The sequence below is a fragment of the Variovorax sp. CF079 genome, assembly GCF_900101545.1.
GTDB lineage: Bacteria > Pseudomonadota > Gammaproteobacteria > Burkholderiales > Burkholderiaceae_C > Variovorax.
In genome coordinates, this window is record NZ_FMZU01000001.1 from 110,682 (window position 1) to 135,833 (window position 25,152).

31 protein-coding genes are annotated in these 25,152 nt (G+C 64.6%); 7 read left to right on the forward strand and 24 right to left on the reverse strand.

Going from position 1 to position 25,152, the window contains the following annotated elements:
• Position 1: 1 nt before the first annotated feature.
• The 3 genes from BLS74_RS00625 to BLS74_RS00630 all read right to left on the reverse strand — a co-directional run bounded on the left by BLS74_RS00625 (position 2) and on the right by BLS74_RS00630 (position 1,722).
• The gene (locus tag BLS74_RS00625) at positions 2-595 is read right to left on the reverse strand and encodes a DUF4272 domain-containing protein (RefSeq protein WP_170855458.1); all 594 of its coding nucleotides are present in this window, start codon (positions 593-595) and stop codon (positions 2-4) included.
• A complete protein-coding gene (locus BLS74_RS34240) occupies positions 592-1,041 on the reverse strand; it encodes a hypothetical protein (protein ID WP_170855459.1) in 450 nt (149 codons plus the stop codon). The genes BLS74_RS00625 and BLS74_RS34240 overlap by 4 nt, the downstream gene beginning before the upstream one ends.
• Before the next feature lie 63 nt (positions 1,042-1,104).
• Entirely contained in the window at positions 1,105-1,722 is a 618-nt protein-coding gene (locus BLS74_RS00630) for a DUF1294 domain-containing protein (protein WP_093102121.1), read from the reverse strand.
• A 184-nt stretch (positions 1,723-1,906) separates the two neighbouring features.
• Between BLS74_RS00630 and BLS74_RS00635 the strand changes: the two genes are divergently transcribed.
• The 3 genes from BLS74_RS00635 to BLS74_RS00645 all read left to right on the forward strand — a co-directional run bounded on the left by BLS74_RS00635 (position 1,907) and on the right by BLS74_RS00645 (position 5,272).
• The gene (locus BLS74_RS00635) at positions 1,907-2,467 is read left to right on the forward strand and encodes a hypothetical protein (RefSeq protein ID WP_139191608.1); all 561 of its coding nucleotides are present in this window, start codon (positions 1,907-1,909) and stop codon (positions 2,465-2,467) included.
• A gap of 218 nt (positions 2,468-2,685) precedes the next feature.
• Complete coding sequence (locus tag BLS74_RS00640; RefSeq protein WP_093102124.1) at positions 2,686-3,474, forward strand: CHAP domain-containing protein; 789 nt, start codon at positions 2,686-2,688, stop codon at positions 3,472-3,474.
• Between the two features lie 163 nt (positions 3,475-3,637).
• Positions 3,638-5,272, forward strand: a complete 1,635-nt coding sequence (locus BLS74_RS00645; protein WP_093102126.1) for a copper amine oxidase — start codon at positions 3,638-3,640, stop codon at positions 5,270-5,272.
• A 26-nt stretch (positions 5,273-5,298) separates the two neighbouring features.
• Here BLS74_RS00645 and merR read toward each other — a convergent pair whose 3' ends face one another.
• Positions 5,299-5,703: an Hg(II)-responsive transcriptional regulator gene (gene merR, locus BLS74_RS00650; protein WP_093102128.1), complete on the reverse strand. Its 405-nt coding sequence runs from the start codon at positions 5,701-5,703 to the stop codon at positions 5,299-5,301.
• 66 nt (positions 5,704-5,769) lie between these two features.
• On the opposite strand from merR, the gene merC reads away from it, so the two are divergent.
• The gene (gene merC / locus BLS74_RS00655; protein WP_093102129.1) at positions 5,770-6,192 is read left to right on the forward strand and encodes an organomercurial transporter MerC; all 423 of its coding nucleotides are present in this window, start codon (positions 5,770-5,772) and stop codon (positions 6,190-6,192) included.
• Positions 6,189-6,464 carry a GDCCVxC domain-containing (seleno)protein gene (locus BLS74_RS34895; protein WP_093102131.1) on the forward strand — a complete coding sequence of 92 codons (276 nt, stop codon included), beginning with the start codon at positions 6,189-6,191 and terminating at the stop codon, positions 6,462-6,464. The genes merC and BLS74_RS34895 overlap by 4 nt, the downstream gene beginning before the upstream one ends.
• Positions 6,465-6,505: 41 nt before the next feature.
• Here BLS74_RS34895 and BLS74_RS00665 read toward each other — a convergent pair whose 3' ends face one another.
• The 17 genes from BLS74_RS00665 to BLS74_RS00745 form a co-directional block, all read right to left on the reverse strand.
• Positions 6,506-6,967 carry a methyltransferase family protein gene (locus tag BLS74_RS00665; protein ID WP_093102133.1) on the reverse strand — a complete coding sequence of 154 codons (462 nt, stop codon included), beginning with the start codon at positions 6,965-6,967 and terminating at the stop codon, positions 6,506-6,508.
• Positions 6,954-7,244 carry a hypothetical protein gene (locus tag BLS74_RS00670; RefSeq protein ID WP_093102134.1) on the reverse strand — a complete coding sequence of 97 codons (291 nt, stop codon included), beginning with the start codon at positions 7,242-7,244 and terminating at the stop codon, positions 6,954-6,956. The genes BLS74_RS00665 and BLS74_RS00670 overlap by 14 nt, the downstream gene beginning before the upstream one ends.
• Positions 7,245-7,320: 76 nt before the next feature.
• The gene (locus tag BLS74_RS00675; protein WP_170855460.1) at positions 7,321-8,466 is read right to left on the reverse strand and encodes a glycosyltransferase family 4 protein; all 1,146 of its coding nucleotides are present in this window, start codon (positions 8,464-8,466) and stop codon (positions 7,321-7,323) included.
• Between the two features lie 129 nt (positions 8,467-8,595).
• A complete protein-coding gene (locus tag BLS74_RS00680; protein WP_093102137.1) occupies positions 8,596-9,420 on the reverse strand; it encodes a methyltransferase, TIGR04325 family in 825 nt (274 codons plus the stop codon).
• Between the two features lie 51 nt (positions 9,421-9,471).
• On the reverse strand, positions 9,472-9,822 hold the full coding sequence (locus BLS74_RS00685) for a copper-binding protein (protein ID WP_093102139.1): 351 nt from the start codon (positions 9,820-9,822) through the stop codon (positions 9,472-9,474).
• Between the two features lie 35 nt (positions 9,823-9,857).
• Positions 9,858-10,343 (reverse strand): cupredoxin domain-containing protein, encoded by a 486-nt coding sequence (locus BLS74_RS00690; RefSeq protein WP_093102140.1) that lies wholly within the window; start codon positions 10,341-10,343, stop codon positions 9,858-9,860.
• Between the two features lie 33 nt (positions 10,344-10,376).
• A complete protein-coding gene (locus tag BLS74_RS00695) occupies positions 10,377-11,789 on the reverse strand; it encodes a multicopper oxidase family protein (RefSeq protein ID WP_093102142.1) in 1,413 nt (470 codons plus the stop codon).
• A gap of 24 nt (positions 11,790-11,813) precedes the next feature.
• The gene (locus BLS74_RS00700; RefSeq protein WP_093102143.1) at positions 11,814-13,235 is read right to left on the reverse strand and encodes a TolC family protein; all 1,422 of its coding nucleotides are present in this window, start codon (positions 13,233-13,235) and stop codon (positions 11,814-11,816) included.
• Complete coding sequence (locus BLS74_RS00705) at positions 13,232-13,522, reverse strand: hypothetical protein (protein WP_244503696.1); 291 nt, start codon at positions 13,520-13,522, stop codon at positions 13,232-13,234. The genes BLS74_RS00700 and BLS74_RS00705 overlap by 4 nt, the downstream gene beginning before the upstream one ends.
• Positions 13,523-13,677: 155 nt before the next feature.
• Positions 13,678-14,088 (reverse strand): hypothetical protein, encoded by a 411-nt coding sequence (locus BLS74_RS00710; RefSeq protein ID WP_093102146.1) that lies wholly within the window; start codon positions 14,086-14,088, stop codon positions 13,678-13,680.
• 58 nt (positions 14,089-14,146) lie between these two features.
• A complete protein-coding gene (locus BLS74_RS00715) occupies positions 14,147-14,518 on the reverse strand; it encodes a copper-binding protein (protein WP_244503697.1) in 372 nt (123 codons plus the stop codon).
• Positions 14,515-14,985, reverse strand: coding sequence for a DUF411 domain-containing protein (locus tag BLS74_RS00720; protein WP_093102147.1), 471 nt, complete (start codon positions 14,983-14,985; stop codon positions 14,515-14,517). Before BLS74_RS00720 ends, BLS74_RS00715 begins: the two co-directional genes overlap by 4 nt.
• A gap of 40 nt (positions 14,986-15,025) precedes the next feature.
• Complete coding sequence (locus tag BLS74_RS00725) at positions 15,026-15,865, reverse strand: HAD-IC family P-type ATPase (RefSeq protein ID WP_348272409.1); 840 nt, start codon at positions 15,863-15,865, stop codon at positions 15,026-15,028.
• Between the two features lie 35 nt (positions 15,866-15,900).
• On the reverse strand, positions 15,901-16,365 hold the full coding sequence (gene cueR / locus BLS74_RS00730; RefSeq protein ID WP_093102148.1) for a Cu(I)-responsive transcriptional regulator: 465 nt from the start codon (positions 16,363-16,365) through the stop codon (positions 15,901-15,903).
• Between the two features lie 231 nt (positions 16,366-16,596).
• Entirely contained in the window at positions 16,597-17,517 is a 921-nt protein-coding gene (locus tag BLS74_RS00735) for a F510_1955 family glycosylhydrolase (RefSeq protein WP_093102150.1), read from the reverse strand.
• Positions 17,518-17,605: 88 nt separating this feature from the next.
• A complete protein-coding gene (gene cueR / locus BLS74_RS00740; protein ID WP_093102152.1) occupies positions 17,606-18,085 on the reverse strand; it encodes a Cu(I)-responsive transcriptional regulator in 480 nt (159 codons plus the stop codon).
• On the reverse strand, positions 18,085-20,319 hold the full coding sequence (locus BLS74_RS00745; RefSeq protein WP_093102154.1) for a heavy metal translocating P-type ATPase: 2,235 nt from the start codon (positions 20,317-20,319) through the stop codon (positions 18,085-18,087). Before BLS74_RS00745 ends, cueR (BLS74_RS00740) begins: the two co-directional genes overlap by 1 nt.
• Before the next feature lie 254 nt (positions 20,320-20,573).
• Here BLS74_RS00745 and BLS74_RS00750 point away from each other — a divergent pair, with 254 nt between their 5' ends.
• A complete protein-coding gene (locus BLS74_RS00750; protein WP_244503698.1) occupies positions 20,574-21,488 on the forward strand; it encodes a JmjC domain-containing protein in 915 nt (304 codons plus the stop codon).
• A 10-nt stretch (positions 21,489-21,498) separates the two neighbouring features.
• Here BLS74_RS00750 and BLS74_RS00755 read toward each other — a convergent pair whose 3' ends face one another.
• On the reverse strand, positions 21,499-22,761 hold the full coding sequence (locus BLS74_RS00755; protein ID WP_093102157.1) for a c-type cytochrome: 1,263 nt from the start codon (positions 22,759-22,761) through the stop codon (positions 21,499-21,501).
• 2 nt (positions 22,762-22,763) lie between these two features.
• Complete coding sequence (locus BLS74_RS00760) at positions 22,764-23,480, reverse strand: c-type cytochrome (RefSeq protein WP_139191609.1); 717 nt, start codon at positions 23,478-23,480, stop codon at positions 22,764-22,766.
• A gap of 101 nt (positions 23,481-23,581) precedes the next feature.
• On the opposite strand from BLS74_RS00760, the gene BLS74_RS00765 reads away from it, so the two are divergent.
• On the forward strand, positions 23,582-24,232 hold the full coding sequence (locus BLS74_RS00765; RefSeq protein ID WP_093102159.1) for a DUF1345 domain-containing protein: 651 nt from the start codon (positions 23,582-23,584) through the stop codon (positions 24,230-24,232).
• On the opposite strand, the gene BLS74_RS00770 is transcribed toward BLS74_RS00765, so the two are convergent.
• Positions 24,229-25,149: a DMT family transporter gene (locus BLS74_RS00770; RefSeq protein ID WP_280142597.1), complete on the reverse strand. Its 921-nt coding sequence runs from the start codon at positions 25,147-25,149 to the stop codon at positions 24,229-24,231. The two genes, BLS74_RS00765 and BLS74_RS00770, sit on opposite strands and share 4 nt — an antisense overlap.
• Between the last annotated feature and the right edge of the window lie 3 nt (positions 25,150-25,152).

The following is a 25,152-nucleotide window of genomic DNA, read 5'->3' on the forward strand; positions in this document are numbered from 1 at the left end:
GTCAGGTGTCAGTTGTGATCTCATTCCAGGACTGAGCTTCGTACCCGACGAGCCAATTGATCGCGTGGTGACGTTCCTGTACGACCTCGATGTCCACCGCCGGCTCACTTGCACGGTGGCTTGGCTCTTTCGTCCTCTGCCTTGCGAGTGCGTGGAGCGTTTGAAGGTCGACCGCTGCGTCGAACAGTTCGTCCTCCGATCGAAGGCGAGCGGATTCGCGAAACACGGCAAGCGACTGATCTCCGTACGGCGGCAGCAGTTCTTCCAGCGTTCCGAGGCGGCACTGCTCCGCAGGAGAGGGTATCTCCTCAATCTTGCGGAGAGCCCACAGGAGAACGAGGAGCCGCTCGCTTTGCCACGACATGTTGGCAACTTGCTTGGCGTTGCGGGCATCCATTCCAAGAAAGGAACGCTCTTCCGGCGTGAGCGCCGTTTCGAGATTCGACTCTTGCAACCATGCAACAAGCTCGGCTGCTGGTGCTCCAAAGCTCGCGGCTACGGCAGCACCCAAGGCAAGTGTGCGGTCCAGCACCTCGCCAAGCGAGCGCGGTACGTCGCCTTCTTCACCCCCGATCTCAATCGACCGCTGTGTCATGACGCCAAAGGGCCAAACCGCCGAGCGACCAGTACGACGAAGAGAAGGACCCAGATCGCCGACCCCATGACGGCGGCCAGCCAGTCCTTCCATCCGATGGAGCCTGGGTACATGCGACCGAGAACAATGGGACTCGATGCGGCTTCATAGAGCGACCAACCTCCTATGGCAACGAAGATGGCCAGGCCCCACGTGCTGCCGCTTGAGGCTGAGTTGTAGGCAAATGCCGCGACGGCTGTGACGGCAACGAACCAAACCACGCTGATCCACAGGAACCCCTTTGCCATTTCGCTCTTCTCTTCCCCTTGCACCGATGGCTCGACCTTCTCCACGGCCAAGAGTAGGGCGGGCAGGGGTTTGCCTCCTAGCAGCGAAGCCGCAAGCAGCACGGCGCGAACGCCAGACCAAATGAGAAAGATATACAGCGCCAGACTTGTTGATGGCATGCGAGAAACCCAATGTTTGACATGCGCGGCTGGCCGAGCATAGGCGACGTTCAGGATTCGACCTCAGGCTCGCGCCCACAATGAACTACCCAGCGGAGAGCACAAAGCCACGAAGCCAAGCGCATTGAGAACGACCGTTGCCCAGAATACGCTGCGGAACTCAGCCTTGGTGGACTTGTGACGCAAGAGCTGTTGCGCGAAGAGCGCGCCTGGCCATCCGCCAGCAAGGGCCAGAACGTGAAGAGTGCTTTCCGACGTGCGCCAAGCTTGGCGGCGTGCAGCCGACTTGTCGACTGCGTATGCCAGGAACGTCAGCGCACTGCCCACGACGTAGACAGCGGCAAACCAGAGAGGCGGTCTCCAGAGCAAACTGACTGCGACGAACAGGATCAAGAAGACAGGAATGGCGAACAGCGAGGCGGTTCCCCACTGTGCCGGAGATTCGCCACGCGCATTGGGGCGCCTGCGGACGGGCTGCACGGGCGCAACGTTCTTTGCACGCTTCTTGCCCTGAGGCCCGAGTTCAATCTCGAACGAGAGCACCTGATTGATCTGCGGCCGGCCAGTTCGGGCCTTGAACGCCTTGACGTGAACGAAGATCTCTTGTCCGCCTTGACTGGACTCGATGAATCCGAAGCCGCGTTCGTCGTTCCATGTCTTGAGAGTTCCTTCAAAGCGCATGTCGGGAGTCGTGATGAGGGGCTAGCGCTTGGCGTGAGGAGCGGGCGACGTGGAAGTACTCGTGCGAGACGGGCGGGATGACAGGATAACTTGGCGTCCGGCTCGAAGAGATCCTCGAATCAGTAGTTAAGTTCTACCTTTGTGCGGCCGAGCATTTTTCGGTCGCGGCTGCGCGAATCCTCTGTTGCCAAAAATTGACGAGTTGCCCGAGTTTCCCGTGCAGAAGACGTGCGCATCAGCGCTGCTCGCCCCACACTTGAGCCTGTCGCAAAAAGAGGCTGCCATGGAAAATCTGGATCTGGAAACGATCGAGAAAGCAAGGATCGCCATCGAAGAGGTGATTGCGGGTCGAAGTCTTGGGGTGCAGGCCGTGCCCTACTTTGCTCCCACCGATCTGGGCGTCCTCCCTTCATCCCAGCAGGAGGCGGAACTTCGGCTCAAGGAAGAGAACGATTACGGCAATCGCGTACGTGCCGGCATCCACATGAGCCTGAGTGCCGCAGAGGCCGCGCTGCGGGTTGCCGAGACCTTGCTGAGGGACGCCGCCTACTTCACGCTGAGCGAGCGCAAGCAGGAGCTCGCCAAGTGCGCGAACCGCGCGCGAAGGGCAAGCGCCTCCGCATCGCATGCGGCGGCCGTTCTTGCCGGGGAAGAAGCACCGAAGACCGATGCGATGATGGAGATCAAACGGCTCGGGTCCGCCATGTTTCAGCGTTTCGGCCAGGTCCCCGAAGACAAGCCCTAGGCCGCCGGCAATACCGAGGGATTGAGCGCTTCTTTCAACCTTCCTTCGGCGAACTGGTTGATGCGGTCGAAGGCGATGCCGAAATAGCGCCCGAGCTGAGCGCGCCGCTGCTGGCGCTCGGCGAGCAGATCGGTGCGGCATTCCGGGATACGCCGTTTGCCAGATGAATTTCCGTGAGGGCAAACCTAAGCTGAGTCCGCACCAGCAAGGAGAAGCCCATGGAATATCCCGGACGCGTCGTCAAGCTCGGGGAGGCGGATGCCTCGGTCGTCCAGGCCGTGCGCGGCCAGCTCAATCGAATGATGGCGGGCGAAAGCAATCTCGATCCGCAGGGCACCGCATTCGACGCCGACATGAAGCGCGTGGTCAAGCTCTTCCAGGCCCGCCATGTCGATCCGGCAGGCCGTCCGTTGAAGCAGGACGGCGAGATCGGCTCGCTGACCTGGGGCGCCCTGTTCGGCCTGGACACCATCGCATCCGACAACGTTGCGGGCAGTGATCTGCTGGCGCAAGTGCTGGCGGTTGCGGCAGGCGAAGAGGCGAAGGAAGTGCGCGAGATCCCGATGAACTCGAATCGCGGCCCCGACGTCGAAAAGTACCTCGCGCGGACAGGGGCGTCACCCGGCTTGCCGTGGTGCTGCGCCTTCGTCTACTACTGCTTCGACGAGGCGTCGAAGAAGCTGGGCCGGCCGAAGAATCCCATGGTGCGCACCGCCGGTTGTCTCGATCACTGGAACAAGGCGCCTTCCAGAGGCGCGGCACGCATCCGCGCGGCCGAGGCCACGGACGACCCCACGTTGGTGAAGCCCGGAATGATCTTCATCATGGACCACGGAAAGGGCCGCGGCCACACCGGCCTGGTCGATGCGGTCGAAGCCGGCATGCTGAGCACCATCGAGGGCAATACCGATGCGAGCAAGACGCGCGAAGGCGGCGGCGTCTACCGGCTGACCCGCAAGGTAGGGGAGATCAACAAGGGCTTCATCGACTACACGCTGGTCGGCTGAGAGGAGGCCGTTGTCGCATGTTTGCTAGCCATTCGGCGCCCATCGAATGGTGGATGCTCGCGCCGATTGTCGTGCGTAGGATTTCTCGATCGCCTTTGCCATCAGTGGCCGGTCGAAGAAGAGCACTGTGTGCTTATGTCCACCAAAGAAGAGTGAGGATGTCATGGTCAAGCCCAGCGCAACGGGGAATTCGTCTGCCCAAGGGATCAAGATCGCCATCAAGTCCTTCGGGCCCACCAGCGAAGAACTGGCGTCGATCGGCGAGCGCTTGTCGCTCAATCCCGCGCTGCTCGACTACGTCGGGCATTCCAGGGCACGGCTCCTGTACGTCGAGGCGCTGGAGGAAGCCGAGCCGGCCAAAGGCGGCAGGCCCAAACCGCCGAGCGCGTTCCGTGCCACCCTGTATGACGACAAACGTCATCGCACAATCTTGGCCGAAGGGCTGCTCAGCGCGCCGCGCAAACTGTCGCTGACCGAATCGGCCCTTCCCCCGCCGCCGTCGGATGCCGAATTCGCCGCTGCCGTCAAGATCGTGCGCCGTGATGCAGCCTTGGGTGCTGCTCTCGCTGGCGGCCAGTCAGAGCCATACCAGCCGATCCCGGCTCTTTCGCTGACCGAGTTGCCCGACGGAAGCATCGAACGCCGTATCGCCGTCGGCTTGCTCCCCCGGGGCCCCAACGCGGAGCACGAGATCGTCGCTGTCGATCTAGCGGCGCGCGCAGTGACTCGATTCGAGGGGCGTGCGCCTGGCAACGCGCGTCCTCACGGAGGCGGGTTGTGCGGCGTGCCGCATGATGCCAATCAGGCCACGGCCGCCAAGGGCACGGCCGGCCAAGTCTGGGTGACAGTGACTCAAGGCAGCCAGACCCTGTGGCGCTTCCTCGCCGTACGCCCGGCCGCGTCAAGTGGCACTAACGGCTCGGGCATCGAACTGCGCTTCGTCGACTACAAGGGCAAGCGCGTTCTGTACCGAGCCCATGTGCCGATCCTGAACGTCAAGTACGACGCGGACGCCTGTGGTCCCTATCGCGACTGGCAATACCAGGAAGGAATGATCCAGGCACAAGGCATCGACGTGGCGCCGGGCTTCCGTCTCTGTTCGGCGCCCGCCTCGACCATCATGGACACGGCCTCTGACACCGGGAATTTTCTCGGGGTCGGCATCTACGTGCGCGGCAACGAGGTGGTCCTCGTGAGTGAAATGGAAGCGGGCTGGTACCGCTACGTCAGTGAGTGGCGCCTTGGCACCAACGGCACCATTCGACCGCGCTTTGGTTTTGCCGCCGTCGAGAGCCAGTGCGTGTGCAACGTGCACCATCACCATGTCTACTGGCGCCTGGACTTCGATATTCGGACCGCGGGCAACAATCGAGTGCGAGAGTTCAATGATCCGCCCTTGGTCGGATCGAGCAAGTGGCACACCAAGTCATTCGAGATCCGCAGGGCGCGCGACTTTGCGCGCAAGCGCAAGTGGCGCGTGGAGAACACCGTCAGCCGGGAGGGCTACGAAATCATCCCGAACGCGAGCGACGGGGTCGCCGGCGCCGAGCCAGATGCGCCCTTTGGTCGCGGAGACGTCTGGATACTGCGCTACCGGGGTAGCGAGATCGATGACGGTTCCGTCGCGATTGGCCCGCCGTACGAGGCCGACATCGATCGATGGGTCAATGGCGAGGCCATATCGAACCACGATGTCGTGGTCTGGTATGGCGCGCATTTCACGCATGACGTGGACCATGCCGGCCCGGCCCACCCTGATCACATCGTTGGGCCCGACCTGAAGCCAGTCAACTGGTAGTTGCGGCAGATACTCCTCTCAACGCACTAGCCCTGCAGCGCAGCGATCAATGGGCAAGACACCCTGCCGCGACTCGCGCAGCAGTCGTCCACCAACGTGGCCAGGACCGACTCGATGCGATGCAGGTCCGCCAGCTTGGCACGTACGTCGGCGAGTTTTTGCTCCGCGAGTTGGCGCGCCTCGTCGCAATGCGCGCCATCGTCCAGGGTGAGCAAACCGGCAACCTCGTCGAGGCTGAAGCCCAGGCGCTGGGCAGACTTGACGAATCGGACCCGCGCCACATCGGCCTTGCCGTAGCGCCGGATGCTGCCGTATGGCTTCTCTGGTTCCGGCAGCAGTCCCTTGCGCTGGTAGAACCGGATGGTCTCCACATTGACGCCGGCCCTCTCAGCAAAGGCGCCGATGCTCAGGGTGTCGATTGCCTGTTCCATACCGGTTGACTCCGTACTTGAGTACGGGAGTATTGTGGGCTCATCGAAGAGACAAGGACCCGATCAATGGAATGGATCACGCGTGTGGCCGACAAGGCCGGTGCCTTGGGCAGCGTTGTCTCTGCAGCGTCGTGCCCGGCCTGCTTTCCGGCCCTGGCGGGCCTCGGCGCCGCCGCAGGCCTGGGCATCTTCAGCGCGTACGAGGGCCTGTTCCTCAACACGCTGCTTCCACTGTTCGCGGCCGTCGCCCTGGTCGCCAACGCCGTCGGCTGGTTCAGCCATCGTCAGTGGCATCGCAGCCTGCTGGGCATGATCGGCCCGGCGATCGTGCTCGCGGCCATGCTGCTGTTCTTCGGCCAGTGGTGGACCGCCAGGCTGCTGTACACGGGGCTGGCCTTCATGGTCGGCGTCTCGCTGTGGGATCTTTTGTCGCCCGCGAACAAGCACTGCAGCACAGATGGCTGCGGGACCGGGCAGGCGCGCCCATGACGGGAGGACAGAACTCGCGCAGCGCCTTGGTTCTCGACTCGGTGCTGACATGCCCGCACTGCGGCCACGCGAAACGCGAGGACATGCCCGTCGACGCCTGCCAGTTCTTCTATGAATGCGAGAACTGCAAGACCCTGCTGCGACCGCAGCCCGGCGATTGCTGCGTGTTCTGCTCATTCGGCTCGGTGAAGTGCCCGCCGGTCCAGGCGCGGAGGCAATGTTGCGGGGAGGGCCTGCGCGCCATCCCCGCAGATCGTGCCCAGATTACTTGACCGCCGCCACGACGTAGCCATTGGATGGAGGGGTTTGTGCATCACAGCCACCGGCGAACCCTTTCCTTGTATGCGGCGTACTCTGGACCAAACAGCGAGGACAACGCGCGCTCCTCAGGCTTGATCTGGAACTCGTTGATGTAGAGCACGAACACGGGCACAAAGAGCAAGGTCCACACGTTTGACAAGTACACGGCCCACGCAAGCAGGTAGAGCAGAAGGCTCAGGTACATGGGATTGCGTGTGAAGCGAAAGGCACCGTTGGTGACCAGAGACGATGTAGCCATAGGCTTGATTGGATTCATCGTGGTTCTTGCTCGCCAGAAGGAGACCATGCCCGAGACGCCGAAAACCAGGCCAACTGAAGCAAGAACAAGGGCAACCGATACGCGAGGGCCAGACGGCACTTCAAGCGGCGCGACCAGTGAGGACACGAGCCACATGAGGACGCCGAAAAGCAGCGCCACTGCAGGAGGCGGGACCTTCAGCTCAAGCGAGTTCATGGGGCTGCAACAACGCACGCTGCTCGTGCTCTTTACGCACTCCGTACTGGGTCCTGCCCCGCGGCTTGTAAACCGACAGCACGGCGGGCACGAGCAACACCAGCAGGCCGCCGGCGGCGATCAACTCCATCGCGAGATAGGCGGCGCGCGCCATTTGAGCGTTTTGACTGGTCACACCGGCAATGGCGAGAGCCAGGAAGCTGGCGATCGCGCCGAGCAAGCCGACCGAGGAGACGACATGTACGATGAGCGCGAACTTGCGGAGGCGGGGTGTCATGTCGTCACGTATATTGGGGTGATGCCGAAGCTGTGGAACGAGACGATCGAAGCGCACCGTCGCGACCCGCGCGGCCCTATTGGCGGCGCTGCCGTGCTCCCAGCACGCGGCGATATGCAGCGAGGTAGTTCGCCATCATCTGTGCCGCCGAGTACTGCAGAGCGTTCTCCAATCCCAAGGCGCGCATCTCCTCAAATCGCCCAGCCGCCTGCTCGATGGCCTGGGCCATGGCTTCGGGATTGTGTGGATCCACGTAGCACACGCCAGGGCCTCCGATCTCATTCATCGGCGCCAGGTCGGACGTGAAGACCGGGCAGCCGCAGGCCTGCGCCTCGATCAACGGCCAGCCGAACCCTTCCTGCAGGGAAGGGAACAACAAGGCCGTGGCCCTGGCGTATAGCGCGCGCAGTTCCTCATGGGAGACGTGTTGCAAGGTCCTTATCCGATCCGCAACGCCATGGTGGGATGCCAAGTCGATCAGGTCTGTCTCCAAACTCGGCCCCACGAAAACCAGGTGCTGCACGATAGGAGGGCCGCCGCATGCAGCAGCACGCTGCTGCAGCGCAATGAACGTCTCGACGACCGCCTTGCGATTCTTGCGCGGCAAGTCCGAGCCGACATGGATCAGGTACTTGTCGTTTGCGCACAACCCGAAACGCTCGATCAGTGCGTCGGCTTCCTCTGGCTGGACAAGATAGAAGCTGTCGTTGAGGCCGTTGAGCACCGTTGTCACCCTACGCTCATCCGCGAACTTCAAGCCCAGCAGCTCACGTCGCGTCATGTGCGAGACGCAGGCGATCAGGTCGGCCTTCGCAAGTCCCGACGCGATGAGCCGCTGGAACACGCGTCCGCTCCAACCGACGTTCCACCCTTGCACCATGCCTCTGGCGGCCTGCACGGCGATGACATCGTGGCAGGTGATGACCGTCGGGCTGCTTTTCACCCAGCGCACGTACATACTGTTGGAGTGATCGCAAATGTGAACGACGTCCGCCCAACGCGACTGCGTAGCAAGCGTAGGGATGAAAAGGACGAACTTGTCTAAGTAGCCAAGCCACTTCCACAAGAGGGACGTTTGTGGCACGCGCTGCAGCCACCGCTTAGGCGTGAGGATGCGCAGCTCGCAACCCTGGTTCGACAACTCACGCTCAAGGACTCGCATGAAAGCTCGCATGCTGGTCTGATTGTCAGGCACATAGTTGCCTATCAGCAGGATCTTCATGGGTTGGCGGCCCTCATCGATGCCACCGGACCGCGCAGTCGCTGCAGGCCTCGATGCATTCGGTGCATCTTTCATGTGGCATCTCGATCTCCTTGGGATGTGCCGAACTCCGGCGAGCGGGGCGGCTGATTACGACTCGGCCGCGAAATACAGACCTGTGAAGGACGGAAATGAGCGTTCCGGGTAGCCCGGCAGGTACAGCGACCGCTCGTGGACTGCCCATCGATCCCGAAGGTGGTAGCCCAATGCTTCGATGCTGCGTATCAATCGATCGCGGTTGAAAACATGCATGGGTGCAAAACAGCCTTCGCTGATGTTCTGCGTGGTGACGAAGTCATCGCCTTCGTAGAGCGGCAGCTTGTTGAGAAGGATGTGCATGGGCGCCTCAAGGCATCGCTTGAGCAGATCGCTCGGCCGCGCATCTTCCATGTAATGAAGAGCACCTGATGAGATCCAGATGTCAGCGCCGGCGCTGGTCAGGCCCTCTTCCAGATCGTCGGTGAAGCTCAGTGCCATCGCCCCGCGTTCTGCAGCCAGCCTGCGGCCGATGGCGACCATTGCCGGAACTTCGACAATGCGCCATGTCAGCGCCGATGGCATATCGATGTATGACCGATACGCGTGGTAGTGAACGCCGACCGAGCCGCCGATATCGAGCACGCTCGCGGCGCCGTGACGAAACGCTCGGTCAAGCCACCACATCATCGGATAGTCATAGGTAAATACCTGCCGGGTCCGGACCTCGACATACTCGGTGGCCAATGTGTCGTGATTGAATCCCGGATTCGGCGGCAGCCATTCGCGCGCGGCCGCAAAGCTCTCGAACACCCCAAAATAGAAGCCGAATCCTTCCTTGGCGAGGAATTGCTGTCGCCGCCACCGCAGCAACGCGGGTCGAGCGACCGGTCCTTCCAGTAGCTCGCGCATGATCTGCGCAGCACTCGCGTGTGTCATGGGAACCTCCTTTCCGGAAGTTGCGCCGTTGCGAGCGGCGCACTCTGAGGCCTAGCGCGCCGCTTCGAGCTTGGTGATGGTGAATTTGCCGTCGATCTTCTCGGCCTGGAAACGGATCTTGTCCCCGGCCTGGACCTTGTCCAGCACAGCGTCGTCCTTCACTTGGAAGACCATCGTCATGCCAGGCATGTCGAGACTCTTCAGAGGACCATGCTTGAGCGTGAGCTTCTTGCTCTCCTTGTCCACCTTGCGGACCTCGCCCTCGGCGAGGTCGCTGGCAGCGGACGATGGCGCAGCACCTGCAGTCGGTGCGGCGGTGCCACTGCCAGTCTGTGCGGAGGCCAAACCTGGGAGGGCGAGCGCAGTAATGGTGGCGGCGAGAGCGGTACGAATGTCGATCATGTGAGTTCCTTCGATGGAGTGGGGCGAGGGTGGCGCTACTTGCGAGCGGCCTTGGTTACGTTGACGGCGCCTTTCATTCCGGCGTCGTAGTGACCCGGCTGCAGGCACGCGAAGTCGACTTTCCCGGCCTTGGTGAACTGCCAGATGATCTCGCCCGTCTTGCCGGCGGCGAGCGTTACCATGTTCGGATCGGCGTGCTCCATCTCCGGATTCTTCTTCATGACTTCGTAGTGCTCCTTCAGCTCCTTCTCGGTGCCAAGCACCAGCTCGTGCTTGAGCTTGCCGGAGTTGGTGACCACGAAGCGCACGGTCTCGCCTTGCTTCACATCGATGCTGGCCGGGCTGAAGCGCATGCCGTCGGTCATGTCGACCTTGACCGTGCGGGTCGCCTTGGCGACGACGCCGGGCTTGCCGATGAGCGCTTCGGAGTGGTGACCGCCGGCATGCGTGCCGGAGGCATGGACGCCTGTTGTAGCCAATGCGCTCAACGCAGCCAAAGCGGTGTGGCGGAGGGTCTTCATGAAAGTCCTTTCAGAGGGTGGTTAAAGAAGAAATCAATGGCCCGAGTGACCGCTGGGCTTGCGGACCTGGACCTCGATGTTTTTGGCGGGCATGTTTTGCGCGGGCATGGCAGCTGAACCGGCGCCCTTGGCGCGCGGTGCCTCGGGCATCGTCGCGTTGAATTCGTACGCGACCTGGCCTTTGGGATGCTTGAACCAACCTGGGTTCGAGTAGTCGCCGGGCCTCTGTCCCCTGCGCACCTTGACGACGCTGAACATGCCGCCCATCTCGACGGAGCCGAACGGGCCTTCGCCGCTCATCATTCGCGCGGTGTTGTCGGGCAGCGGCATCTCCATCTCGCCCATGTCGGCCATGCCGCGCTCGCCCATCACCATGTAGTCCGGGACCAGCTTGGTGATCTTCTTGACCACGTCACGGTGGTCTACGCCGATCATGGTCGGCACGTCATGGCCCATCGCGTTCATCGTGTGGTGGCTCTTGTGGCAATGGAAGGCCCAATCGCCCTCTTCGTCCGCAAGGAACTCGATCTGGCGCATCTGGCCGACCGCCACATCGGTCGTCACTTCATGCCAGCGGCTGCTCTTCGGTGTCGGGCCGCCATCGGTCCCCGTGACCACGAACTCGTGGCCGTGCAGATGCATCGGGTGGTTCGTCATCGTCAGGTTGCCGAAGCGGATGCGCACCTTGTCGTTCAGCCGCACGTTGAGCGAATCGATGCCCGGAAAAATGCGGCTGTTCCAGGACCACAGGTTGAAGTCCAGCATGGTCATGATCTTGGGCGTCGCGCTGCCGGGCTCGATGTCGTAGGCATTGAGCAAGAAGACGAAGTCGCGGTCGACCTCGTCGATCAGCGGGTGCCTGGCCTTGGGATGCGTGACCCAGAAGCCCATCATCCCCATCGCCATCTGCGTCATCTCGTCCGCATGCGGGTGGTACATGAAGGTGCCAGGGCGGCGCGCGACGAACTCGTAGACGAAGGTCTTGCCGGGCTGGATGGCCGGCTGCGTCAGGCCGGTCACACCATCCATGCCGTTGGGAATGCGCTGGCCGTGCCAGTGGATGCTGGTGTGCTCGGGCAGTTTGTTGGTGACGAAGATGCGCACGCGGTCGCCCTCGACCACTTCGATGGTGGGCCCCGGCGACTGGCCGTTGTAGCCCCACAGGTGGGCCTTGAAGCCGGGCGCCATCTCGCGCACCACGGGCTCGGCCACCAGGTGGAACTCCTTGACGCCGCTGTTCATGCGCCAGGGCAGCGTCCAGCCATTGAGCGTGACGACGGGGTTGTATGACCGCCCGGTGGATGGCGCCAGCGGCGGCATCGTGTCGGGTTTCGTCTGGAGCACGGGCTCGGGCAAGGCAGCCATCGCCACCTTGCCGACCGAAGCGGCGGCGATGGCGCCCGTGATGGCGCCTGCACCGCTGAGAAAGTTGCGTCTGTTTGTCATGTTGATCCGTAGAAGGAGCGCCGCTCAGTGAGCGGCAGCGGCCGCAGGCGGTGCCCCTGCGCTGGCCGTCGGTGCCGTCATGGCCGAGGGCTTGCCGATCACGGACGCCGCAAGCGCTGCGTCCGTCAGCCAGAACTGCTGCTGCGCGTTGATGGCGTTGTTCACGCTCGCGATCTGGTCGCGGGCCTCGGCCAGCAGCTCGAAGACGCCGATCAGCATCCCGTTGTAGCGAAGCACGTTCTCGTCGGCCATGGCCTGGCGCAGCGGCACGATCTCGTCGCGGTAGTGGCGCGCGATGTCGTAGGCCGTGCAATAGGCGGAATAGCCTTCGCGCAGCTGCGAGGTCGCGCCGCGCACGGTGGCGTCGTAGCGGTTGGCCGCAGCGAGCGCCTGGGCGTTCAGCGCGTTGCGCTGGGCGGATCCCCAGTCGAAGAGCGGCAGCCGGATGTCGAGCTCGAAACCGCGCCGCGTCCCTCGGGTGCCCGCCGCGTTGTCGAACACCGTGTCCCGCCGGATGCCGGCCTCCACGTCGATGAAGGTCGACAGCAGGTTGATGCCCTGCGACTTCCCGGCGACGTCGAGTTGCGCTCGGGCTTGCTGCACATCCAGGCGTTGCTCGCTGGCGGTCGCAGCCACGTCGCGTGCTTCGCGAGGTGCCTTGGGCAGATCCGGCAGGCGCTCAGGCAGCTTCAGCTTGGCCGCCTGGGCATCGTCCAGGCCAAGGGCGCGTACCAGCTCTTCACGCGCGGCCGTAGCCGCGTGTCGCGCCGATGCAAGCTGCGTCGTGGCGTCTGCATAGAACACCTGTTGGCGTGCGCGCTGCAGCTTGCTGAAATTGCCGACGAGCTGCATGCGCCGTGCGAGTTCGGCGCTGGCCTCGGCCGACTCCTTGACCTGCTCTGCATACTGCAGCGACTGCTGGGCCGCCACGGCGCGCACCCAAGCTTGCCGCACCTGCGTGACCTGGTCCACCACCGTGCCGCTCAACTGCACTTGCGCTTGCGCGGCCTGGCTTCGGGAAATCGAAAGCCGCTGGGGCAGCAGGATGAGATCGACCAGTCCGAAAGACAGCAAGCGCCCGATCTCGAGCTCGTCGCCGAGGCGCATGCGCTCGAAGCTGAACACGGGGTTGGTCAGCCGGCTCGTCTGGTTGGCCGCAGCAATGTCGGCCCAGCTTTGCGCGATGAGCGCCTGGACTGCAGGACTGTTCGCAAGTGCCAGGCGGACTGCATCATCCTGAGAAAGCGGCTTGCCGAGCAACTCCTCGGAAAGCGCCGTGCGGGCCTCCCGCTGCTCCCTGGTTCGACTCAGTTCGAGTTTCCCCCCGGTGAACTGCGAGGCGGAGGAATTCGTCTCCTTCAGCGCATCGTCGATTCCAACGGAAGCACAGCCGGCGAGGAATGCAGCGGCGAGTGCGATCGAGGCAATCTGCAGCGTTCGCCTCATGGCTTTTCCTTCGGGGGTGCTGCCATCGGCGTAGACATCGAATGCCCGGCGTGCGGGTCATCGGTTTCGCCGGCACCCTCCTTGGCGTAGGCGCGCCAGCCTCCGCGTTGATAAACGGTCTCGTTGGCCTCCTTCCAGGGAATGGGCTTTTCTTCGGCGAAAGGCTTGTAGCCCTCCATGGCCGAGCGGAAGGAAAGCGAAAGCGGTGCCGCGGCTTCGGTGGCGGCCGCGGTGTTTGGCGCAGGGCTGGTCTGAGCGCCCGCTGCAAGAGCAGCCAGGGCGGGCAAGGCAGCCAGCCATCGGGCCGGCAAGAAAGTGAACATGGGATCCTCGCGATGTTCATGAACGGCATGTCGTCAGCGAGCCCGCGAAGGGCGTGACGACACGAGCGATGCATGCGCGTCCGCGCGCCGGCAGCCGAGCTGCCGGACGCTGGACGCGGTTACGCGCGAGGAGGTTTGTGAGGAACGCTGGGCGAGACAGTCGCCATCGCGTGAAAAGGCTCTGCAAGGTCGGCCTGCGGGAGACCGTGAAGAAGGGATGTCCCGAGCGTCGGCATCATCGCGACCGAATGACACGCCGCGCAGTTGCCACATTTGTGGAACGCATCGGACTGGTCGTCCTGCGCGCTCTGAGCGACGTGATGGTCCTCGCCATCGTCGCCACTCACATTCACGTGATGATGCTCGACGCCTTGCGGCGAGGCATGGTCGCGCTGGCTGTGATCGTGCACCACGCCGGCACTCATCTGCGCCGGCTCAGGTGCGCAAAACGCCATGGCCGCAGCCGCGTAGCCCTGAAAGGGCACTGCGAGCATCATGAGCCACAGCAGGATTGCGCGAAAGCTGACCATCGCTGAAATTGTAGTGGGCTTGTCAGGGGTTTGGCTATTCACCTAAGCCAGATACTGGCTACCGACCGCGTGCACGCGCGGGTCTGTTAGCAAGTTCCATGTGTGTGATGGTTGGCCTACCTTTCACGATTTCCGCCTGAAAGCGCACCTTGTCGCCGGGCTTTACCGCATCGAGCATCTTCTTGTTTCCGACGTCGAAAGCCATGGTCATCGCAGGCATCGCGAGATTGGGCAAATCCTCATGCTCCAAGACGATTTCACCGGATTCACGAAGGACGCGTTCGACAATGGCGTCCGTCAGTGGGAGCGAGGCAGTCTGATCGGGCTTGGCCGATTGCTTGGTCACTGACATCGCATTCGGGGATGTCTGCGTCTGGGCGCCGGCAGCCGTGAGCACCAGGCCGAGAGCCAGGAAAGAAGCGAATCTCATCCTGCGCCTCCAACGGTTGAACTGCCCGGGTAACTGGCAAAGACGCTATCCCGGCCTCGGCGATCAATGAGCAGCACCTTGTAGGGCTCGCGGCGGTTGCCGTACTCCATGCCAGGCGAACCAACGGGCATGCCAGGTACAGCGAGGCCGACGGCTTGCGGCTTCGTCGCCATCAGGCGCTTGATATCGGCCGCGGGCACATGACCTTCCAGGACATAGCCCTCCAGCGTCGCGGTATGGCAACCTGACAAGCGCTCCGGCATTCCGAAGCGCCTGCGGATGCTGGACATGTCCGGAGTTTCCGTCACCCGCACGGAAAAACCGGCGGCCGTCAAATGGTCGACCCAAGCGCTGCAGCAGCCGCACTCCGGGTTCTTGTAGACCTGGATCGGAGCAGCTGCAAGGGACTGGCCTGGCTGCAGGAAGGGGGTCGCTCCGATTGTGAAGAGGAATGAACGTCTTTTCATGTGAGTCCTTCGAGTGCGCTTGCTCGGTGGCGCCAGCGGTTTAGTCGATCACTCTGCTTGTGCGCAGACGCAGCGAGTTGGCAATGACGCTGACAGAAGACAGCGCCATCGCAGCCGCCGCAATCACCGGCGACAGGAGTATGCCGAAGAACGGGTGGAGCACGCCCGCCGCGAGCGGTATGCCGGCCGCGTTGTAGACGAAGGCGAAGAAGAGATTGGTTCGGATGTTCTTCATCGTCGCCTGCGATAGGAGACGGGCCCGCGCGATGCCCATGAGGTCGCCGTGTAGCAGCGTCACGCCTGAGCTCTCCATCGCCACGTCGGTGCCGGTTCCCATCGCGATGCCGACGTCCGCCGCGGCCAGTGCAGGGGCGTCGTTGACGCCATCGCCAGCCAAGGCCACGGTGCGGCCTTCGGTCTTCAAGCGCTGGACGACCGACGACTTGTCCTGCGGGAGAACGTCTGCGATCACCTCGTCGATGCCGAGCTGGCGCGCGACGGCTTGCGCAGTGATTCGCCCGTCACCCGTGAGCATGACTACCCGTATGCCTTCCGCACGCAGCGCCGCAATGGCGGTCGCCTCGGTCGCGACGACCGGCTCGAGCGCCATTCCACAGATAGGGCAGCTTCCTGGCCTCATCTGACGAACCTGTGGGTGCATGGGGCAGGTGTACTCGACGTTCGCACCGCCGCCCGTCTTTATCGCAGCGCCGCGGTGACCACCAGACCCACCTCCGGCATCCCGGCCATCAGCACCGTGGTCTCGATGATCGTGTTGTCCGTGCGAAGCTTCCTCGGGAGTCGCGATGGGCGCGGTCGGATGGCGGGAATGTGGATTCATTGAGACCTCTTGTATTGTCAGTCTCGACCCTCCAACCATAGGAAGGTCAACAGGCTTCTGGTATCGGCCGCAGGCTAGGTCGCTAGGACTTGAGCCTTGGACCTGTGATGGCAGTCTGCGAACCCGCTGAGCTCGGCGAGTTCGTCGATGATGGGGCAGTCCGGCCGCTGGTCTCCCTGGCAGCAGTCCGCCAGCCGCTCCAGCGTGCGCTTCATGCTTTCCATCTCTTCGATACGCCGGCTGAGGCCGTCGGCATGCGTCAGAGCAATGCGTTTGACGTCGGAGCTTGCGCGGCGCTTGTTCCGCCACAGCTTCAACAGCTCAGAAATCTCGGCCATGCTGAAGCCGAAAGAGCGTCCGCGCCGAATGAACCGCAGCGTGTGCACATCCTTCTCGGTGTACTGGCGGTAGCCCGAGTCCGTGCTACCGACCTTGGACAACAGTCCAAGCGATTCGTAGTGACGGATCATCTTGGCATTGACCCCGCAACGGGCGGATGCCTGACCGATATTGAACGGCCCATCAAAGGTGCTGCACATCACGCACCTCCTTTCCAGCGCCGCGACGCATGCTGTTGCTCATCGACATCTCCTGTCTTTAGATTTCCGATTCAGGAAATATCAACTCTCCCATCATGGGAAGGTCAATCCGACATGTACGAACCCCACCTTTTTCAGGGTTAAGCAGGCCTTGGGGACTACTTGAGCGGCAATTTCAGGATGCTTCCGCTTGCTGCCGCAGATGCATCAACATGCCCCGACACATGTGAGTCACTCATGGGTCGTTCCACCCTTCGCGATCTGCGTCCAGGTCCGACCCTGGTCCTTGCTGAGAAACACGCTTCGCTTGAAGGTCGCGATCGCGATCTCTTCACGCCGGACAGGGTTCTGCGCGATGTACGCCACAGCATCGTCTGTCGGCGCTGGGATCGGCACCTCTTCGGCCTTGGCCCTGGCCTTCAATACGATCCTCGCCAGCACCGCCTTGTCGGCATAGGTACTGAACCACAAGTGCTGCCCATCCAGATCGAAGCTTTCGGCAGTCACCATGCCGCCGACCAGCCGCTCGAAGCTCTCCGCCGAATTCCGGGACAGATAGAGTCCCTCGTCCGTGCCCGCGGCGACGACGGCAGCGTTGGTGGGATGCACGGCCAGGCTATGGAGCCAGCGCCCCAGTCCCTTGGCCGCGGCGCGTCGCCACCTGAGGCCGTCGGTCCGCGTGTGGTAGATGCCGACTTGGCTCATGCGGGTGTTTGCCTCTTTGTTGGCCACGTACACGGCGTTGGTCGCGAAGCTGGTTGCCAGTATGTGGAAGTCCGACTCGCCCGTGAGCCCGAGCTGCTGCCAGGTTTTGCCGCCGTCGCTGCTCTTGATCAGGCCAAAGGGATCGGTCAGCTCGGAACCCGGCGCCGGGTGCCCGCTGCTGTACAGCGCATCGCGCGTGGCGGAGAAGCCCATGTAGTCGTGCGCCGGCCCCTCCGCCTTGGACCAATGCCCGTCCGCGTACACGGCAAGGCCATGGTGGCTGGGGATCAGGAGCTGCTTTCCGTCAGCGCTATAGGACAGCCCGTGGACGTGAGTCAGGGTCACCGGTTGGCCGGCACGAACCGGCGGCGCCGCGAGGACGCCAAGTGCGCATGCGAGCATCCAGGCGTGGAGAGTCTGTCGTTGGGCGAGGCTCGCACGAATCATCTGAGGCCTCCGGTCCTCGTCATGATGATTTGTGTATCGGCAGGTAGAACAGTTCCTCGCCACGCAAACCAGCTTCTTGATCCGGCACCTAGACTGTCGAGTCCGCCTGCAAGATTTGGCGCTTGGCAGCAACAGGATGGCGGCCCGCAAATCCGGTGAGGTCGGCGAGCTCGTCAATGATCGGACAGTCTGGCCGCTCGTTTCCCTGACAGCAATCCGCCAGCCGCTCCAGCGTGCGCTTCATGCTTTCCATCTCTTCGATGCGCCGGCCGAGATCTTCCGCATGTGCGAGCGCGATGCGCTTGACGTCAGCGCTTGCACGGCGCTTGTTCTGCCACAGCTTCAGCAGCTCTGCAATCTCGGCCATGCTGAAGCCGAGCGTGCGCCCTCGCCGGATGAAGCGCAGCGTGTGCACATCGTTCCCGGTGTACTGGCGGTAGCCCGAGTCCGTCCGGCTGATCTTGGGCAACAGGCCGAGAGATTCGTAGTGCCGGATCATCTTGGCGTTGACCCCCGAGCGGGTGGCTGCATCGCCGATGTTGAACGGCCCCGCAAAAGTACTGCTCATCACGCACCTCCTTTCCAGCGCCGCAGGAGCAGCGCATTGCTCACCACGCTCACGCTGCTGAAGGCCATCGCCGCGCCGGCGATCACCGGGCTCAGCAGGCCGAAGGCCGCGAGCGGGATGCCGACCACGTTGTAGACGAAGGCCCAGAACAGGTTCTGCCGGATCTTGGCGTAGGTGCGGCGCGAGATGTCGATCGCGTCGCTCACCAGCGCCGGGTCGCCGCGCATCAGCGTGATGCCGGCCGCATGCATCGCGACGTCGGTGCCGGTGGACATCGCGATGCCGACGTCGGCCGCGGCCAGCGCCGGCGCATCGTTGATGCCGTCGCCCACCATCGCAACGCGCTGGCCCTCGGCCTTGAGCTGCGCGACCACGGCGGCCTTGTCTTCGGGCAGCACCTCGGCGCGCACGGTGTCGATCTTCAGCAGCTTCGCCACCGCCTCGGCGCTGCCGCGGTTGTCGCCGGTGACCAGCGCCGTGCGGATGCCCTGCGCGTGCAGTTGTTCGATGGCGGCCGCGGCATTCGCCTTCGGCGCATCGCCGAAGGCAAGGAGGCCGATCAGCTTCGGACCTTCGCTGACGTCGGCCAACCAGGACACGGTGCGGCCTTCGGCCTGCAGCTGCGAGGCGCGCGCGTCGAGCTTGCCCAGCGGCACCGAGAGCTCGCGCATGAAACGCGTGCTGCCCAGACGCAGCGCGCGGCCATCGACCGTGGCCGCCATGCCGCGCCCGGCCGCGGCGCGCACTTCGCCGGCGCGCGGGATCGCGAGGCCCATCTGCTGCGCTCGCGCGAGCACCGCGCGCGCCAGCGGATGCTCGCTGCCCGCCTGGATGGCTGCGCTCGCGCGCAGCAGGGCGGTTGCATCGCCGTCCACCGCTTCGAAGGCCGCCAGTTCCGGCCGGCCTTCGGTCAGCGTGCCCGTCTTGTCGAAGGCAACGATCTTCACGCTGTGCGCCACTTCGAGCGCCTCGGCGTCCTTGATCAGCACCCCGTGGCGCGCGGCCACGCCGGTGCCGGCCATGATCGCGGTCGGCGTCGCCAGACCCAGCGCGCAGGGGCAGGCGATCACGAGCACGGCCACCGCATTGAGGATCGCGGCTTCCCAGTCGCCCGTGCCCAAGCCCCAGCCGAGCACGGTCACGAGCGCGATGCCGATGACGATCGGCACGAAGACGCTGCTGACCCGGTCGACCAGGCGCTGGATCGGCGCCTTCTTCGCTTGCGCGGATTCGACCAGCCGCACGATGCGCGCGAGCGTCGATTCCGCGCCCACCGCGGTGGTCCGGACGACGAGCAGGCCCTGGCCGTTGACGGCACCGCCGGTCACCGCGTCGTCCACCTGTTTGGCGACCGGCAGGCTTTCGCCGGTGATCAGCGACTCGTCGACCTCGCTCGCGCCCTCGGCCACGAGGCCGTCCACCGGCACGCGCTCGCCGGGCCGCACGACCACCAGGTCGCCGACCTGGACCTGCCCGAGCGCGACGTCCCGGTCCACGCCGTTGCGGCGCACGCGGGCGCGCTCCGGACGCAATGCATTCAAGGCGCGGATCGCCTCGGTGGTCTGGCGCTTGGCCCGCGTCTCCAACCACTTGCCCAGCAGCACCAGCGTGATCACCACCGCCGAGGCCTCGAAGTACAGATGCGGCGGCATGCCGTGGCCCGCATGGGTATAGAGCAGGTAGACGCTCAGCCCGTAGCCGGCCGTGGTGCCGAGGGCCACCAGCAGATCCATGTTGCCGGTGCCGGCTTTCAGCGCCTTCCATCCGGCGCGGTAGAAGCGCGCTCCGAGCCAGAACTGCACCGGTGTCGCCAGCGCGAGCTGCAGCCAGCCGTCGAGCATCCACGCGCTGCCGAACAGGAGGCCCAACATCGGCAGCATCAGCGGCGCCGAGAGCAGGGCCGCCACCGCGACCGGCCACCAGTCGGGCCAGCGGCGAGCGACCGTGGCCGGCGCAACGGGCGCCTCCTCCTCGACCTCGTGCGCGGCATAGCCCGCCTTCTGAACGGCGGCGATCAGGCTGTGCACGTCGAGCGAGCGGTCGGCGAACGCGACCTCTGCCTTCTCTGTGGCCAGGTTCACCGTCGCGGAAGCCACGCCCGGCACTTTGGCCAGCGCCTTCTCGACGCGCGAGACGCAGGATGCGCAGGTCATGCCCTCGATCTGCAGACTCAGCGTCTGCTCGCCGACGTCGTGGCTCGATGCGGGCGGCCGTAGCGCCAGGCTGTCGTTCATGAACTCTCCTATTTCCAGACGGTGTTGCAGCTGGCAAGGAGCTTCAACCTTCCCATGATGGGAGAGTCAAATGATCTCACGGGACAACCTTGTTCCGTGCGCGGTCTACGGGTGGTCCGTTCTCGCCGGCTGCCGTTTAATCTGGCTATGGAAAGGTAAACGAAAGTATTAGACGCGATGAAGCGCGCCGGGGAGATGCGATGGGAGATTGCACCGCGATTGCCGTGCCGTCCTCTGCAACCCATAGGTTGTGGATGGATGACCCTGCAAGTTTTTCGACCTACAGGATTGCTACGTTGCATCACAACCTGCACGAGCATCCTCTGTTTCAGATGCGCGAACTCGCGAAGCTCGCCAAGGAGCTCGTCCCGTTCAGCCAGTGCCGGTTCATGCGGCCGGACATCACCCCGGCTTCCAAGATCGCGCACGACAGCCTGCATCCGGACGGGCGCAGCATCGACGAGTGTTTCGAGCGCATCGAAGAGCTGAATTCGTGGCTCGCCCTCTACAACATCGAAGTCATTCCGCGCTACCAGGCCTTGCTGTTCGACATCGTCGACACCATGCGCTTCTATGTGGAACGCGAGCAGCCGGACATCTTTCGGGTGAACGGCTTCGTCTTCATCACGGTGCCGCCCTCGGTGACGCCCTTCCACATCGATCGCGAGAACAACTTCTGGCTGCAGTTGCATGGGCGCAAGACGCTGTACGTCTGGGACCATGCGGATCGCAGCATCGTGCCGGCCGAGGCGGTGGAGGATTTCATCGTCACCCATTCGCTCAGGAAGGTGCGCTTCAAGGAGGAGTTCAGGCCTCTCAGCCACGAGTTCAACGCCCGTCCGGGAGACGGCGTCTATTTCCCGAGCACCTCGCCGCACATGACGAGTTCCGATACCGCCTGGACCTCCCCGGGTGACCGCGTGTCGATCTCGGTCGGCGTGACCTTCTACACCTCGGTCACGCGCTTGACCGCTCGCGTCCACCAGGTGAACCGGGTCTTGCGCAGATGCGGCCTCTCGCCCGCCTACCCCGGCGAGTCGCCCGCCGTGGACGTCCTCAAGGCGCCCGTGGGCCGGCTGATCGGTGCGGCGCGATCTTCGATCGTCAAGAGGATCGGGCCGGCCGCGCGCTTCAAGCTGTCGACGGCGCCGCCGCCGGGCTCCTACTGAGCGCGAAGCCTCAGCGGCGCATCGTTTCCCGCCGCGTGACCGGCGGCGCGTTGTTGCCCCACGAGCCGCGGATGTAGGTCAGCACGGCGGCGATGCCGTCGTCGTCGAGCACATGGCCGAAGGGCGGCATGCCGTAGGGCCGTGGATTGCCGGCGGTGGAGGGCAGGAAACCGCCGTGGCGCAGTGCCTGCACCAGGTTGACCGTTGAATCCATCTTGACCGTGCGGCTGCCCGCCAGGGCCGGGTAGGCACCCTCGGCGCCTTGGCCCGCGTCGCCATGGCAGTAGGCGCATTGCTGGTCGTAGATCTTGGCGCCGCGCGCCATCACGCCGGCATCGCGGCGCGCGGGTGCTGTCGCTGCAGCAGTCGGCGCGCGTTCGGGCAACTGCTTCAGGAACACCGCCATCGCCTGCAGATCGGCCTCGCTCAGGTGCTGGGTGCTGCGGTACACCACGTCGGCCATCGGCCCCATGACCGAGCCGCGCGGCGAAGTGCCGTTCTTGAGCAGGGCGACCACGTGCTGCGTGTCCCAGTCGGCCACGCCGGCCTCGCGCTTCGAATTCAGCGAAGGCGCATACCAGTTCTCGACCGGGCCGCCCGCGAGGCCCAGCTTCTCCTCGGTGGCGCCCAGCACGTTGCGCGTGCCGTGGCAGGCGATGCAGTGGCCGAGGCCGTCGACCAGGTAGGCGCCGCGGTTCCATTCGGCCGGCTTCGCCGGATCGGGAACGAAGCCGCCGGGCGAGAAGAAGAGCGCGCGCCACACCGCGAGTGCCGCTTGCGTGTCGTAGGGAAAGCGCAGCTTGTGCGGCGTGTTCGGCGCCGGCGCGGGCGGCACGGTCCGCAGGTAGGCATAGATCGCGTCCGAATCCTCGCGCGACACGCGCGTGAAGTTCGGATAGGGGAAGGCCGGGTACAGCAGGCGTCCGTCCTTCGAACGTCCGTTGTGCATGGCGCGCCAGAAATGCGCCGCGCTCCAGCTGCCGATACCGGCGCTTTCGTCGGGCGTGAGGTTGCTTGCGTACACGGTGCCGAAGGGCGTGTCGATGCCGAGCCCGCCGGCATAGGGCGCGCCGCCGCGCGTCGTGTGGCAGCCGGCGCAGTTCCCGGCCAGCGCGAGATAGCGGCCGCGTTCGACCTGGGCCGGCGTGGCACTGAAGGCTGCAGGGACGTCGGGCAGCTTGTCTTCGCCGCGCAGGTTGAACGCGACGATCGCAAGCGCGGCCAGCACCAGCAGCGCGAGTACCCCAAGCAGCGCGTAGAGGAGGCGTCGCATGGCTAGGGCCCCATCGCGCTGCAAGGGATCGGCAGGGGTCCCGGCAGCGCGGATGCGGGCTTGGGATTCGCCGGCACCGGCTGCAGGGCCAGCCAGCTCGCCACCGCGTTGATGTCGGCCGGGTTCAGCTTGCGTCCCACCTTGGCCATGCAATCGGGCGGCAGCGCATGGCGGCCGTTGTTGAGCCAGTCGCCGAGCTGCGACGCGAGGTAGAGGCGAGGCAGGCCGAGCAGCGAGGGAATGGCGGGCGCCACACCGGTGAGCGCTTCGCCATGGCATTGCGCGCAGGCCGGAATGCCGCGCCGCGCATCGCCCTGGAGGGCGAGGGTCTTGCCGTGCTGCAGGCTTTGCTCCGACGCGTCGGAGCGGGTCGGCACGGGTGGATAGGGCAGGTCGAGCCCGGCGAAGTAGGCTGCGATCTCGCGCAGGTAGGCATCCGAGAGGTGACGCACCATGTGGACCATGTCGCTGTTGAAGCGCCGGCCGTCGCGAAAGCTCAGCAGCTGGTTGTAGAGGTAGCCCTCGGGCTTGCCGGCCAGGCGCGGGAAGTAGCCCGCGTTGGTGCTGGCGCCTTCGCGGCCGTGGCAGGCAATGCAGGCTGCCACGCGCTGCTCGATGGTGTCGGGGACGCGGGTGGGTGTCGCGGCGGCGGCAGGCGGCAGCGGCGCGAGACTGCAGGCGGCGAACAGCAAGGCGTGCCAGTAGCGTGGGATGTTCATGGGTTGCGCGCGATTCTCCCCGCATGGCCGCCGGGAGAACAGGCTCAGTGCGCGCTCCGGCGACCGGATCAGTTGCAGTCGCAGGGCGCTACAGTGACTGCATGCGCATCCTTTTTTCGCGGATGGTCGGCTGGCAGCGCCTGCTGTGCTGCGCGGTCATCGGCCTGGCGGCGGCCCTGCTGCCCTGGCCGCTGGACGGCATTGCGCGCGGCCTGCTGGGCTGGTGCTTCGGCGCTGCCTTGTACCTGCTGTCGGCCTGGTGGCTGGCCGAAATCTCGGATGCCGAGAGCACGCGGCTGCGCGCGCAGTCACTGGACCAGCCCAGCGCGCTGATCCTGGCGAGCATGTTGAGCGTGGTCGGCGCCAGCGTGGTGGCGATCGCGATGCTGCTGCAGCAGGTCAAGCAGATGGGCGGCGTGGAGCGCGCCGGCCATATCGCGCTCGGGCTGGTCGCGCTGGCGGGCTCCTGGCTCATGATCCACACGATCTACGGCTTTCATTACGCGCACCGCTACTACCAGGTGGAACGCGGGCGCAAGCACCCGGGGCTGGATTTCCCCGGCAAGCTGGACCCCGACTACTTCGACTTCCTCTACTACGCCTTCGTGGTCGGCATGTGCTCGCAGGTGTCCGACGTGCAGGTCAGCTCGCGCGAGATGCGGCGCATCACGCTCGTGCACAGCGTGCTGTCCTTCGCCTTCAACATGCTGGTGCTGGCGCTGTCGATCAACGTGGTGGCCGGCGTGATCTAGGCGGGGGCGCGCTGCCGGCGTCCCAGCTTGACCAGCCCGGTCGACAAGGCCACGCCGCAGACGATCACCACCGCGCAGATCAGCATCCACTGCGTGATCTCCTCGCCGAGGAACACGGCGCCGTAGAACAGCGCGAACACCGGCACCAGGAAAGTCACGGTCAGCGCGCGCGCCGGCCCGGCGGTCTCGATCAGGCGGAAGAACAGGATGTAGGCCAGCCCGGTGCAGGCGGTGCCCAGCACGATGAGCGCGAGCCAGGCCTGCAGGCTTGGCATCGTCGCCGGCCAGAGCCAGAGGGCCGGCAGCGCGAGCGCCAGCGTGGCGCCGATCTGGCTTCCGGTTGCCGTTGCAAGCGCCGGCACGCCGCTCAGGTGCTTGCGCGTCAGGCTGGCCGCGAAGGCGTAGCAGATGCAGGCCGCGAGGCAGGCGCCGATGGCCCAGCGTGCGGCGGCCTCATCGGCCCCCGATTGCAGGCCCGCGCTGCGGCCGGCCAGCATCGCGACGCCGGCGAAGCCGATCACCAGGCCGATGCTGCGCGAGCGATCGGGCCGTTCGCCGAAGAAGCGCCAGGCCACCAGCGCGCCGAACATGGGCACCGTCGCATTGATCACCGCGGCCAGGCCGCTGTTGATGGTGAGCAGCGCGAAGCAGAAGAAGGCGAAGGGCAGGCCGGAGTTGAGCACGCCGATGCCCAGCGCGGGCTTCCAGTATTGCCTGAAGCTGGACCATTGGCCGCGCATGAACAGGAGCGGCAGCAGAAACAACATCGCGATCGCGACGCGCACCGCGGCCGTCGGCAGCGCGCCGAATTCGGCGGCGCCTACACGCATGAACAGGAAGGAAGCGCCCCAGAGCATGCCCAAGAGCACCAGATCGACCAGCCAGCGGCGGTTGGCCGGGCGTGCGGCGGTTGGCAGCGG